General features: G+C 57.7%; 11 protein-coding genes. 4 read left to right on the top strand and 7 right to left on the bottom strand.

All coding sequences use genetic code 11. The features are described from left to right. Position 1: 1 nt before the first annotated feature. From ABJZ52_RS14955 to ABJZ52_RS14935, 5 genes are all read right to left on the bottom strand, one after another. A complete protein-coding gene (locus ABJZ52_RS14955) occupies positions 2 to 589 on the bottom strand; it encodes a DUF1131 family protein (RefSeq protein ID WP_348187635.1) in 588 nt (195 codons plus the stop codon). 147 nt (positions 590 to 736) lie between these two features. After that, positions 737 to 1,318: a TIGR00730 family Rossman fold protein gene (locus ABJZ52_RS14950; RefSeq protein WP_348187632.1), complete on the bottom strand. Its 582-nt coding sequence runs from the start codon at positions 1,316 to 1,318 to the stop codon at positions 737 to 739. Between the two features lie 72 nt (positions 1,319 to 1,390). Beyond that, positions 1,391 to 2,779, bottom strand: coding sequence for a dipeptidase (locus ABJZ52_RS14945; RefSeq protein ID WP_348187629.1), 1,389 nt, complete (start codon positions 2,777 to 2,779; stop codon positions 1,391 to 1,393). A 142-nt stretch (positions 2,780 to 2,921) separates the two neighbouring features. Continuing rightward, positions 2,922 to 3,878: a cation transporter gene (locus ABJZ52_RS14940; RefSeq protein ID WP_348187626.1), complete on the bottom strand. Its 957-nt coding sequence runs from the start codon at positions 3,876 to 3,878 to the stop codon at positions 2,922 to 2,924. Between the two features lie 15 nt (positions 3,879 to 3,893). Continuing rightward, positions 3,894 to 5,444, bottom strand: coding sequence for a helicase HerA-like domain-containing protein (locus ABJZ52_RS14935; protein ID WP_348185971.1), 1,551 nt, complete (start codon positions 5,442 to 5,444; stop codon positions 3,894 to 3,896). A 173-nt stretch (positions 5,445 to 5,617) separates the two neighbouring features. Here ABJZ52_RS14935 and ABJZ52_RS14930 point away from each other — a divergent pair, with 173 nt between their 5' ends. Further along, the gene (locus ABJZ52_RS14930; protein WP_348185968.1) at positions 5,618 to 6,007 is read left to right on the top strand and encodes a DUF2780 domain-containing protein; all 390 of its coding nucleotides are present in this window, start codon (positions 5,618 to 5,620) and stop codon (positions 6,005 to 6,007) included. Positions 6,008 to 6,051: 44 nt separating this feature from the next. Beyond that, on the top strand, positions 6,052 to 6,459 hold the full coding sequence (locus ABJZ52_RS14925; RefSeq protein WP_348187622.1) for a DUF4332 domain-containing protein: 408 nt from the start codon (positions 6,052 to 6,054) through the stop codon (positions 6,457 to 6,459). Positions 6,460 to 6,853: 394 nt separating this feature from the next. Here ABJZ52_RS14925 and ABJZ52_RS14920 read toward each other — a convergent pair whose 3' ends face one another. Next, positions 6,854 to 7,555 (bottom strand): LuxR C-terminal-related transcriptional regulator, encoded by a 702-nt coding sequence (locus tag ABJZ52_RS14920; protein WP_348185964.1) that lies wholly within the window; start codon positions 7,553 to 7,555, stop codon positions 6,854 to 6,856. Positions 7,556 to 8,094: 539 nt separating this feature from the next. Here ABJZ52_RS14920 and ABJZ52_RS14915 point away from each other — a divergent pair. After that, on the top strand, positions 8,095 to 10,077 hold the full coding sequence (locus ABJZ52_RS14915) for a methylmalonyl-CoA mutase family protein (RefSeq protein ID WP_348187620.1): 1,983 nt from the start codon (positions 8,095 to 8,097) through the stop codon (positions 10,075 to 10,077). Beyond that, positions 10,074 to 12,239, top strand: a complete 2,166-nt coding sequence (gene scpA, locus ABJZ52_RS14910) for a methylmalonyl-CoA mutase (RefSeq protein WP_348187618.1) — start codon at positions 10,074 to 10,076, stop codon at positions 12,237 to 12,239. Before ABJZ52_RS14915 ends, scpA begins: the two co-directional genes overlap by 4 nt. Positions 12,240 to 12,442: 203 nt before the next feature. Here scpA and ABJZ52_RS14905 read toward each other — a convergent pair whose 3' ends face one another. Continuing rightward, positions 12,443 to 12,847, bottom strand: a complete 405-nt coding sequence (locus ABJZ52_RS14905) for a PilZ domain-containing protein (protein WP_348399272.1) — start codon at positions 12,845 to 12,847, stop codon at positions 12,443 to 12,445. Positions 12,848 to 13,161: the final 314 nt, after the last annotated feature.

Below are 13,161 nucleotides of genomic sequence, written 5' to 3'. Positions count from 1 at the left end.
ATCAGGTACGGGGCGTCCAGACAATCCGCTGCAATTGGGCGTCGAAAAGTTCTTTGGACGGCGGAAGCTGGTCGAAGGGTCCTTGGTATCCGGGGATCGCGTAGACGAGTTCAACGTTCTCGTGTCCCTTGGATCTACAGATCGCCATTCCGCGCCACAAGTTGCGTCCGACGCGGCAGTCCGCACGGGCGGAGCCGATCTCGGAGAAGGTCATGCCGATCCGCTCGCCATTTGGTCCCTGCAGGTGGTGAGTGACGCCATGGACGGTGCGCACTTTGCCGCCTTTTCCTTTAAAAACCTGAAGAACCTGAAAACCGTCCGAATTGAATGCTGCGATCGCCCATTCAGTGGTGTCTTCCACGGCGGTCTGAACGCCCTCGGTGGTGAAGCCGGGCAGGGCTGCCGCGATCGACTTTTCGCCATAGGTCGTTTCTGCTGTGATGCCGCCAACGGTGTCGTCGTTGATCTGCACCAGCGTCACATTTGATGTTCTGGCGATCTGGACGGGGCCGTCGTAGTCGACGGTCGGAGAACACGCAGCGGCAAGAAGACCGAAAAGACAGGCAAAACCGAGGAGCGGTGAACGCATGAAACAGGAAACTCCGGAAAGGAACTGACTGGAGGAACTATTCCAGCGAAGCCAGCTCTTAACACCCGGCCATGCATCATGCAAAGACGGGTTTTAAGATTGTCGACAGATGGATTGTGTGACACCTCGGTGGTGGAAAAGGAGACGTCAGGTTTCGTCGGTTTTAATCCACTTTGGTGTGGCGGGCGGCTGATAGGCCCGAAACATCTTGAGGAGATCAGCCGGATTGTCGGCCGCCTGGACCATGTCGCGCATCACAGGTTTCATGAAGCCTTCTTGAGACTGAAAGTCCAGGAAACTGAGAAGCTTGTCATAAAAGCCCTGGGTGTTGAGAAAACCGCATGGCTTATTGTGCAGCCCGAGCTGGCCCCACGTCCAGACTTCAAACAGTTCTTCCATGGTTCCGGCCCCACCGGGCAGTGTCAGGAAAGCGTCGGACAGCTCCGCCATCAGGGCCTTTCGCTCGTGCATAGAACTTACGATGTGGAGTTCGGACAGCCCATCGTGAGCGAGCTCTTTTTCCTGCAGCGAGGTAGGCAAGACGCCAATGACTTGGCCTCCAGCGGCGAGTGCCGCATCGGCGACGGTGCCCATAAGCCCGACTTTTGCGCCGCCATAGACCAGAGTAAGGCCCTGCTTCGCGATCAGCGTACCGGTTTCATTGGCGGCCTGAGTATAGACCGGGTTCGATCCGTAGCTGGAACCACAGAAGACGCAAACAGATTTCATGTGAGGTCTCACTATTGCTGAGATATCGCGTTCAAAAGAAAACGGGCCGCGCCAGCGGCCCGCTCAAAGTCGTCAGTCCTTTGCCAACTCGTCAAGCACACGAGCCCAGGACCGTATGCCCTTGTGAAAGCTCTTGAGGTTGTATTTCTCGTTTGGCGAATGGATCTGATCATCTTCCAAGCCAAAACCGATCAACAGGGAATCCATGTCGAGCATGCGCTTGAAGTCACCCACGATCGGGATGGACCCACCCATGCCGATGAGGGCCGCGTCTTTGCCCCATTCGGCCTTGAGCGCCGCCTGTCCCTTGGCAAGAGCCGGCATGTCGAAGTCGAGACGCAGGGCCGGGCTGCCGTCCTTCGCAATGAAATCGACAGTGCAATCTGCCGGGATCTTGGACTGCACATACGCACGGAAGGCGTCGCGGATCTTGTCCGGATCCTGATCCCCAACAAGGCGGAATGTGAACTTGGCGTGAGCTTCTGCCGGGATCACCGTCTTGGACCCTGCGCCTTGATAACCGCCCCACATGCCGTTCACTTCGGCTGTCGGACGTGTCCAGATATGCTCCAGGGCCTGACGACCTTTTTCGCCGCGCATGTATTTCAGCCCTATGTCGCCGAGAAAGTCTTCGGCGGAGAAACCGAGCTTGTCCCACATGGCAGTGACCTCTTCGGGCATGTCGATGACGCCGTCATAGAAGCCCGGCAGGGTGATCCTGCCGTTTTCGTCGTGAAGCCCGGCAATGATGCTGGCGACGATGTGGTTCGGGTTCTGGGCTGCGCCACCATAATGACCGGAGTGCAGATCGCGGGAGGCCGCCTTTACGATCACCTCATCGCCGACCATGCCGCGCAGCATGATCGATATGGCTGGAGTGTCGGCGTCCCACATGCCCGTGTCGCAAACAAGAGCCAGGTCGCAGGACAACTCGTCCTTGTTGGCGGTCAGGAAAGGATGCAAGGACGGCGATCCGGATTCTTCCTCGCCCTCGAACAGAACCGAGACGTCGATGGGAAGGTCGCCCGTCTCGGCAATGAACGCACGGGCCGCCTCGACGAAGGTCATCAGCTGGCCCTTGTCATCTGCCGAACCGCGGGCAACGATGATTTTCGTGCCGTCCTCGCGGGTCGCGATCCGTGGTTCGAAGGGGGCGGTGTCCCACAGTTCCAGCGGGTCGACCGGCTGAACGTCATAGTGGCCGTAGAACAGAACATGTGGTCCGGGCTTGCCGGACTTGCGGTGACCGACCACCATTGGGTGGCCTTCGGTGCTGCGGACTGTGGCGTCGATGCCAATGCTGGTCAGTTCCTTCGCCAGCCATTCCGCCGCCGTACGACATTCGTCCTTATAGGCTGGGTCGGTCGAGATGCTCTTGATTTTGAGCAGATCGAACAGGCGCGAAAGGGAGTTGTCCAGATCGGCGTCGATCCGTGTGAGGACCTTCTCGATGGTGCTCATCGGTCATCCTTGGAGTTGTCTTAAGATTTGAGATTCGGATTGCGCTCCGAAGAGGAAGCCTAATTGGCCACATCTTCGAGCGCGGTGCAAATCGAAAGCAGGTGATTTGAATGTTTGCCGCCGAAACACAGAGCGCTGTGCGCTAACGGCGTTCAGGAGGAGGGCTGTTTTTTCTTGCAGTGACAATGATCTCGGTTCTGGTGGGCCCAAGGATATCAGCCAAACAGGCATTCAGCTTCTCCTCAAAAGCGTCCACTTCTGCGGCGTCGACCGGCCGCGCCGGGTCGAGATACACCGCTGCAAAATGGTAGCGCCCGGCATTCAGCACGGAGGCGCGATGGAACACAAAGCCGTCAGCTTTTGCCAACTTGCGGGCTGCCCTGGTCACAAGCAACACGGTTTTTCGCGGTGCGCTGACACCTGCGAGCTCGGAAAGTGTCCGACGGAAGGTCGCCAACGGCTGCCAAATGACAATGCCAACAAGAAGAAGGGCAACGACAGCGTCACCAATTGGCAAGTAGGGTTCGAGCGCTGTTCCATCGAGGAAGGGAATGCTGAGAAGTGCTGCACCAGCACCAATGCTAAGCGCCCCGTCGATGATGGCCGCACGGCTCTCGGTGTTCAAAATCGAGCTGCGGCGTCCGCTCTTCACATATGCACGACGATAGATGATCGCCAGAGCAACACATATAAGCACTATGATGGCAGAGTAGATCGCGATTGGTCCGAAAATGAGAGGTGTGACGACACCCCCGGTCGCGAAATTAAAGATCTTGGAGCCGCTAACGAACGCGGCGAAGGTGAGAATGCCGATCAGCACCAGGCTTCTGAACGTCACAAACAGAGTTTCGTCGTAATCCTGTCCCCAGGGCCGTGACGCTGTCGCAGGTCGGCCAACGTTTTGGCCGATACGCGCAGCGACAAGAGCCGAAAGGAAATTCACACCTGAAAAGAGGCCGTCGACAAGCAGTGCATTGGAGTTGGAGGCCCAGGATGCCGCAATGCCAGCGAACGCCATAAAGAGATTGGCCCATTTCCCGATAGCAAGAGCCTTTTGTTCCAGTTCTTGAGCCTCCGTAGCAGAAGATTTTCTGTTCATCACAGGGCTGGCCTTCTAAAATCCTCGCTTGAGGGAGCCCAGAAGGCCGCGTACCAAAGCGCGGCCAAGGGACGACCCGAGGCTGCGCGCAGCCGACTTCATGCCGGCCTCCAGAACACTGTCGCGATTGCTGCGTCGGCTGCTGGTCTTCCGTCTGCTTTCCTGACGTGGGCGGTCGTCGCGGCCAAAGTCCGGCAGTTCGAAGCCTGAACGTGTTCGCCGGGGTTCGCCATGCTTTTGGGCGTGGCGTTCCTCCTTGCTCCGCTGCTTTTCTTCTTGCCGCAACTCGTCCTGAGCGCGCTGTTCCAGCATTTCATAGGCCGAGTGCCTGTCCTTGAGCCGCTCGTAAAGCCCGAACACCGCGCTCGACTGGATCAACTCGCGCCGTTCCGCCTTGGTCACCGGCCCAAGTCGGGAAGAGGGCGGGCGCACCAGCGTCCGTTCGACAATTGACGGGATGCCTTTGCCTTCGAGCGTGGAGACGAGCGCTTCGCCGACGCCAAGTTCGGTGATCACGCGTTCGGTGTCGAGCTTGGGATTTGGCCGGAAGGTTTCCGCGGCTGCGCGAACGGCCTTTTGATCACGAGGGGTGAAAGCGCGCAGCGCATGCTGAACACGGTTGCCCAATTGCGCCAGGATGGTATCGGGAACGTCCAGCGGGTTTTGGGTGACGAAGTAGACGCCCACGCCCTTTGAGCGGATCAGGCGCACGACCTGTTCCACTTTTTCAATCAGGGCCTTTGGTGCGTCGTTGAAGAGAAGGTGCGCTTCATCGAAAAAGAAGACGAGCTTCGGCTTTTCCGGATCTCCGACCTCGGGCAGTTCTTCAAAAAGTTCCGACAGCAACCAGAGTAGAAACACAGCGTAGAGCTTTGGCGAATTCATCAACTTGTCGGCGGCAAGAATGTTGATCATGCCGCGTCCGTCATGGGCCGTGCGCATGAAGTCGCGTATATCAAGCGCGGGCTCGCCAAACAGATTGTCGCCGCCCTGACGCTCAAGAACCAGAAGACGCCGCTGAATGGCGCCGATCGACGACTTCGACACATTGCCATAAAGCCGCGAAAGCTCGGATGCCCGGTCGGAGACATGCGCGAGCATCGCTCGAAGGTCCTTCAGGTCGAGCAGCAGCAGGCCTTCATCGTCGGCAAGCTCGAAAAGGATGTTCAGCACACCTTCCTGGGTGTCGTTTAGTTCCAGCAACCGTGCCAGCAGCAGCGGGCCAACCTCGCTGACGGTTGTGCGAACCGGATGGCCCTGCTCGCCGTAAAGGTCCCAAAAGGCGGTGGGAAAGGCCTCGTAGGTGTATCGATCTGAGAAGCCGATGTCGGCGGCCCGTTTCTCCAGAAAGTCCTTTTCAGTGCCTGCTGTCGACAGGCCGGAAAGGTCTCCCTTGATGTCAGCGCAGAAGACGGGGACGCCAGCTGAGGAAAAGCCTTCTGCCAGGATCTGGAGCGAGACCGTCTTGCCGGTTCCGGTGGCACCGGTAATCAACCCATGCCGGTTTGCAAGCTTGAGCAGAAGTTTTTCGTCTTTGGTGCTGCCACCAATATAAATGCTGTCCATTCCGCTCCAGTCTCCCCGGTGCCTGCCCAAGTCTCGCACGATACAAAACGAGACGAAAAAGCCTTCCCAATACGTCACGTTCCCGTCGACGTCGGGCTGTTACTCAGTGTATAGCCCTTGTCATCATCTTGGCCGAACGTTCCCGTCTGGCCCGCCTTCATTGGGAGACCGAAATGGAAGAACTCATCACTCGTATCGTATCCGCTACTGGGATCAGTGAGGATGTCGCACGCAACGCCGTGGCAATTATCCTCAAGTTTCTCAATAAGGATGGTCCTGCCGAACAGATGCAACAGATTTTTGACGCTCTGCCGGGTGCCGCTGAACTTGTTGCAGAACGTGAGGCAGGCTCCAAGGGCGGCGGCCTGCTCGGCGGTTTGGGCGGCATGGTCCCTGGAATGGGCGCCATGGGCGCATTGAACGAACTGACCTCTGAAGGCCTGGGCATGAGCGAAGTACAATCTGTTGTGCGCCAGCTCGTGGGCTATGCTAAGGAAAAAGCAGGGGATGACGCAGTAGACGAAGTGATTTCGAAGATCCCGGGATTGAGCCAGATCGTTTAGTTGTCCCAAATGGAGTTCGGGGAAATTAGGGAGTAACTTTGAAAATGTCGTATTCCATCTCTGAAATCGAGGGAATTGGTCCGGTATACGCTGAAAAGCTTGGCGCCGTTGGGATCAAGACCACGGAAGCCTATCTTGAGCGGGCAAAGGACCCAAAGGGCCGGAAGGCGCTCGCTGACGAAACCGGCATCGAGGCAAGCCGTATTCTCAAGTGGGCCAACATGGCCGACCTGATGCGCATCAGCGGCGTAGGTGAGGAGTATTCCGAGCTTCTGGAAGCTGCAGGCGTGGACACGGTCAAGGAACTTAAGCATCGCAATGCGGAAAACCTTGCGGACAAGATGTCTGAAGTGAACTCTGAAAAGAAGCTTGTGCGTCAGGTGCCAGGCACGGCACAGGTGACCAAGTGGGTCGAGCAGGCCAAGGAATTGCCTGCGATGATGACCTACTGACCGCTTTTGATATGGAACAATTCAGAAAGGCGAGGCGGAAACGTCTCGCCTTTTTTGTGCGCCAGCGTGGAAAATTGACGCCAGCTATCTCCGCAGTTTGGAAGCGCACGCATGACAATGAGGAACAGAAGGCCTCGCGAGTGAATGCAAGTAGACGAGCGCAGGGCAAACTTCGCTCAGGTTGCTGAATGTCGCGAAAATTTCTCGGGGTTTGATTCCGACCCGGCCTTGGCCAGAAAGAGGCCTCGCGAATGAGGTCTTTGATATCTCGCGTCGGCAAAAACTCGTCGACGCGTATCGTTTCCTCCCAAAAGGTGGCCAGAGCTTATTTGCTCAGGCTCTTTGGAAGCCAGCGCGCAATCAAATGAAGCTGCTGGCAGTCACCGTTTTCGGATCAGACCCGAATTTGACCGTAGCGCAGCGCTTCGACAACGGTGTGTGTCTTGTTCGAGGCATTCAGCTTTACGCTTGCGTTCTGCAGATGCGCATGCACGGTCCGCTGTGAGATCTCGAGAACATCCGCGATTTCACCAGCGGTCTTGCCGAATGCAGTCAGCTCGAGAACGCGGCGTTCGCGGGTCGAAAGTGCCCCTGGACGCTGGCCAGAGACGACACCCAGATCGCGAAGACGGGCGAGAGCCGCGCCGGACAGAAGTTCAAGAGCATTCAGCTCCCACTTGGTCGCCTGGATCGATGGGCCTGCTGCGAAGACAAACGCCTGGAAAGGATGCAGCTCGGTCACCGGAACGATGACAACCTGATTGCCTTCACCTGCGGCGGCCAGAAGATCGGAGTGCTCCATGTCGCCAGCCGAAATGTCCCAGACCTTTGCTCTGTTGGACGCAAGACCCAGCATCAACGCGCTGTCGTTGGCGGACAGGGAGGTGCTTTCGATGCCGTCGTTGCGCTGATCGGGCCAGCGGAAGCGATGAACGAGACTGTCGATTGGTCTGTTGGGCATCGGGAGGCCGGTGACGAGAACGTGGGTCGCTCCCATGCGGCGCAGATTGGATTCGAGAATATCGAGTACATGATGAGCGGCGTTGGCTTCCGCAATTGCGCGTAGTTTATTCTTGAGTTCAATTTGATCAAGCATTGTGCACATCCGTTGTTGTGGCGATCTATTCTCGCCTTGTGCAGTTCATTGCCAGTCGTATTTTTACGATTGCTTAGCAAGTTGCTGCAGATGGGATTTGTTGGAAGTTTTTTGTTGGCTCCTTTCCTCACCTTTAAAGATGTTTCCGGTTTATGGGTTGCATAGGTTGTTACCTTCCCGTGCGGCAATATGTAGAAGTTACATTAGAAATATCCGGCATGCCATCACTTAAAGCGCTCAAACTTGGCCTGTCACGCCAGTTTTTTGTCTATTTGTTTCTGATGGAATACCACTGGCAAAAATAGCGCTGCCCCAGGGGTAGTTTTGAAAGGGTTCGTTTACCAAATCGAGGCGCAGAAAATCCTCAGCACGGTGCATTCGCGTAGGCGGGCGTTCTGGTGATTCTTCCGAGGTGCAATCCGCAGAAGCCGTCGTAGGCGTGTTTCGGGCGATCTGGCGCCGTCCGCAATCTTAACCGATCTACTGAGTTGCCTTGCCTTCCCGTCAGGGACTAAAACGGATGGCGTTGGGAGATCGAGATGACGTTGAACATACCCCAGAACTTTTTGTCTCAGTCGGAAGACGCTTGGCTGGCCGCAGTCGATAAAGCTCTAAAAGGCGCGCCGAGGACAAAACTTCATGGCAAAACCGATGAGGGGATCGATATTTCCCCTCTTTATAACAGGCGTGCTGATGTCCTGCCTGGACAGGCACGTCCGGCGCAGCAGCCATGGACTGTTTTTCAACGGATCGACATCCCCGACGCTGCAAGCGCAAACCGCCAGATCCACGAGGACCTGGAAGGTGGTGCAGATGGTCTGGAGCTGATTTTCGAAACGGCCGAGACCACCGAGGGCATCTCAGGCGTTAGGGTCAACAGTCTCGCCGACATGGAAGTCTTGCTCGATGGGGTCTATCTCGATCTGATCAAGCTGCGCATCTCTGCCGGGTATGCCGGAAACGGCTTCCTGGCCATGTTGATCGCATATCTCGAGAAAAAAGCGATTGATCCGGCGCGTGTCGAAATCAATCTTGGCAATGATCCGCTAACACGACTGGCGTCATGCGGTCGTTTGAATCTGCCGCTTGAGGAGCATTGGGCGCGTTTTGGAGATGCGATCAACGCGCTTGAGCAGATGGGAGCCAATACCTGTTGCTTCGGCGCAGACGGGCGGGTCTGGCATATCGGGGGTGCTGGAGCTGCCGAGGAACTGGCGTGCACCATGGCGACCAACATCACCTATATGCGCGCGCTCTCGAGCCGCGAGGTGCCAGTTGCCAATTGGCAAAATCATTTGTCCGTCGTGCTGGTTGCTGACGCCGATCAGATCGGCACGATAGCGAAGGCGAGGGCGGCCCGTCGCATCTGGGCCTCTATCCTGGATGCTTGCGGTCTTCCGCAGACGCCGCTGAAGCTTCACATGCAGACCTCCTTCCGCATGCTTACCAATGTGGACCCCTGGGTGAACCTTCTTCGCAACACCGTGGCCACGTTCGCCGCCGGCATCGGTGGTGCAGACGGCATAACCGTGCTTCCCCATACACGTTCCATCGGCCTGCCCGACGGTTTTGCCCGGCGTCTTGCGCGCAACACCCAGTCAATTCTTCTCGAAGAAAGCCAGCTGCATATGGTGGCGGATCCTGCCGCGGGATCGGGCGCAATCGAGGCACGAACGGAGGCGCTGGTCGCAAGCGCCTGGGCGCGGCTGCAGGAAATCGAGGCCGAAGGAGGGATCTTCGAAGCATTGACCAGCGGGACACTGATCGAAAAGATCGGTTCGGCTGCCAGCCAGCGCAATCTTGATGTGGCAAGACGCAAACGCCCGATTACCGGCGTGAGTGAGTTTCCTTCACTGGACGAAAAGCCCGTCGCGGTTCTTGAGGATCAAGCGGTAGAGCTTGAGGCACTTGGCGCAGCGGTCGAGGTTTCCGACTCGTCCACCGGCAAGCGTTTTCGGTCCCTGTGCGATGCCTTTGCCAATGGGGCGACGATTGCCGATCTTCTGCCGCTGGCCATGTCTGACACACCTGCGATTTCGATTACGCCGCTATGCCGCATGCGTCTGGCAGAGCCGTTTGAGCAGCTTCGCGATCGGGCAGATACCAATTCGGGCGGCCCTCCCCAGATTTTCCTCGCCTGCCTCGGGCCGCTAGCCCAGTTCACTGCAAGGGCAACCTGGGTGTCCAACGCGTTTGCAGCTGGAGGTATCCACAGCCTGGGAGGCGATGTGACGGACAGCCTGGAAGAGCTGTTAGCGGCCTTCAAGGCCTGTGATGCGCGCATTGCCTGCCTCGTCTCGTCCGACAGCGTTTATCAGGAACAGGCTGTCGAAGCGGCAAAAGCGTTCAAGGCCGCTGGCGCAGAGTATATTTATCTGGCCGGAAAGCCCGGTGAACTGGAGGCGGAGCTGAAAACGGCCGGGGTCGATACATATATATATGCAGGCGGCAATCTTCTGGAACTGCTGCAGGAGCTCCATGCCCGTTTGGGAATGGCGACAGGTGAGGAGACTTTGGCATGACCACGATCCCCGATTTCTCCAAGGTCGCTTTCAAGGATGTTCTTGGGCATGCAGAGCCGGGAAAGGCTGAGCCCTGGCGCACGCCTGAAGATATCGACGTGCCAGGCGTCTATACATCCAAGGACACGTCAGAGCTGGCTCATCTGGACACCTGGCCGGGACTGCCACCGTTCATGCGTGGACCCTATCCAACCATGTACGTCCAGCAGCCCTGGACGGTCCGTCAGTATGCGGGGTTCTCGACCGCAGAAGCCTCCAACGCCTTTTACAGGCGCAACCTTGCCGCCGGTCAGAAAGGCCTCTCGGTCGCTTTCGATCTGGCGACACACCGTGGCTATGACAGCGACCATCCGCGTGTTGCGGGCGATGTCGGCATGGCAGGCGTTGCGATCGACTCCATCTATGACATGCGCACTCTCTTCTCGGGTATCCCGCTCGACAAGATGAGTGTGTCCATGACCATGAACGGTGCGGTCCTGCCGGTTTTGGGGCTGTATATCGTTGCGGCGGAGGAGCAGGGCGTTGCCCAGGCCGATTTGTCGGGAACCATTCAGAACGACATCCTGAAGGAGTTCATGGTCCGCAACACCTACATCTATCCGCCAAAGGATTCGATGAGGATCATCTCCGACATCTTCGCCTACACCAGCGCGAACATGCCACGCTACAATTCGATCTCGATTTCCGGCTACCATATGCAGGAAGCCGGGGCGACGGCGGATCTGGAGCTGGCCTACACGATTGCTGACGGCATCGAATATGCCCGCGCCGGCGTGGCTGCCGGCATGGACATCGACAAATTCGCGCCCCGTCTGTCGTTCTTCTGGGCCATCGGCATGAACTTCTTCATGGAAGTCGCCAAGCTGCGTGCGGCGCGCCTGATCTGGGCGACCCTGATGCAGGAAAACTTCCAGCCGAAAAATCCGAAGTCCTTGTCGCTGCGAACCCATTCCCAGACTTCGGGCTGGTCGCTGACGGCGCAGGATGTCTTCAACAACGTCATTCGTACCTGTGTGGAGGCCATGGCGGCAACACAAGGGCACACGCAATCCCTGCACACTAACGCTCTGGACGAGGCGTTGGCTCTGCCGACGGACTTCTCCGCGCGTATTGCCCGCAACACCCAGCTGTTCCTGCAGCAGGAAAGCGGCACCACATCGGTCATCGACCCCTGGGGCGGCTCGTTCTACGTGGAGAAGCTGACCAACGATCTGGCGGAAAAGGCCATGGCCCATATCCGCGAAGTGGAAGAGCTCGGCGGCATGGCCAAGGCCATCGAGAAGGGCATTCCGAAGCTGCGGATCGAGGAAGCGGCTGCCAAGACCCAGGCGAGGATCGACAGCGGCGCGCAGACCGTTGTTGGCGTCAACAAGTACAAGCCGACCAGCGAGCAGCCCATCGACGTCCTGAAGGTCGACAATGCAGACGTTCGGGCGCAGCAGCTTGCGAAGCTCGAGCGCCTGCGCGCCGAGCGCAATGAAACCGAGACGCAGGCAGCGCTTGAGGCCTTGACCGAAGGTGCGAAGACCGGGCAGGGCAATCTGCTTGATCTATCGGTGAAGGCTGCGAGAGCCATGGCGACTGTTGGCGAAATCAGCCTGGCGATGGAAAAGGTCTTCGGCCGCCACAAGGCCGAGATCAAGTCGATCTCGGGCGTCTATAAACGGGAGGCAGGCGCCATGTCCGATACCATCGACAAGGTTTTGAAGCTCGTCGAGGCCTTTGAGGAAGACGACGGCCGCAGGCCGCGTATTCTCGTCGCCAAGATGGGACAGGACGGCCATGATCGCGGACAGAAGGTGATTGCATCTGCCTTTGCCGATCTCGGCTTCGATGTCGATATCGGCCCGTTGTTCCAGACCCCGGGGGAAGCGGCACGCCAGGCGGTGGAGAACGACGTCCACGTGGTTGGTGTGTCGTCGCTCGCAGCCGGCCATCTGACGCTTGTTCCGGCGCTGAAGAAGGCGCTGGCGGACGAGGGCCGCGAAGACATCATGATCGTGGTTGGTGGCGTCGTGCCGCCGCAGGACTATGACGAGCTGTATGCCTCAGGCGCGACCGCGATTTTCCCACCGGGAACCGTGATTGCCGAGGCTGCGGTCGATCTGATTGCCAAGCTCAACGCGGCACTTGGCTATAAGCCAGCGGAGGCAGCTGAATAGCCGTGAAATCTCCATCTCGTTGAGCTTAGACAAGGCGGATGGCTCTCCGGCGCTGAAAGCTTGCGGGCGGATCGTTCGGCTCCCTGGCCGAAAGTCCTTAAGAAGATTGATGTCCGAACCGCCTGATGGCGACAATCATGATGATGAGGTTGAACCTCATCATCATGCAGCGCTCCAGGCGATTTTGAAGCACAAGATCAGCACTAAGCGATGGTTTTCTGCGGATTACCGTCAGCCTGAGTGTCTTCATTGAACTTGGCTTCGTCGTCGCTTACAGCATATCGGCTGAATTGAAGGGCTTGCAGCTTTTGTGCCTTGAAGAGCGTCACGGAGGCAGGCGGCACTTCATAGGCGATGCCGATCTGCTTGCCATTTCGCCAGCAGATCCTTGCCAATGCCAGGGTCTTGTCGCGATCGTCGTATAGCAGCACTTCGAGGGGCAGGATCACGTCTTCGGGCACGAGAAGGCCCACGCCTCCCTCTGACACATCAAACAGCGTGCAGTCGGTCAGAAATTTGTCCTTGAGATCTGCGAGTTTACCGCCCCGCAAGCGCGCGCGACGGCGCGGATGGTGTCTTTCTTCCTTGAAACGATGCTTGATGTCCATGGGTCCTGCCTGGTTTGTCGCCATGCAGCCGCCGTTGGGCGGGCGGGGAACCGGTCAACAGACGGCTGCGGTTGCCGGTCTAACCCTTGTAAATTGTGCGAAGCTTGCAGCTCGAAAAAATAGGCTCCACATCTGCAGTGAAATGCAGGCTTGAGATTGCAGTCTGTTGAACGTCTGAACCGCCCCGGGTTTGCCGGAGGCTGTTTGGTTTAAGTTATGCTGCCACCGCCGGTTGATCCTGCGTGGCGTAGTATCGTTCCTCCGCTTCAGCCGGAGGGATGTTTCCTATGGTCTCCAGAAGACGCCGGTGATTG

This window comes from Roseibium sp. (assembly GCF_039982295.1).
Lineage (GTDB): Bacteria > Pseudomonadota > Alphaproteobacteria > Rhizobiales > Stappiaceae > Roseibium.
This window is presented reverse-complemented; position numbering and strand designations above follow the sequence as displayed.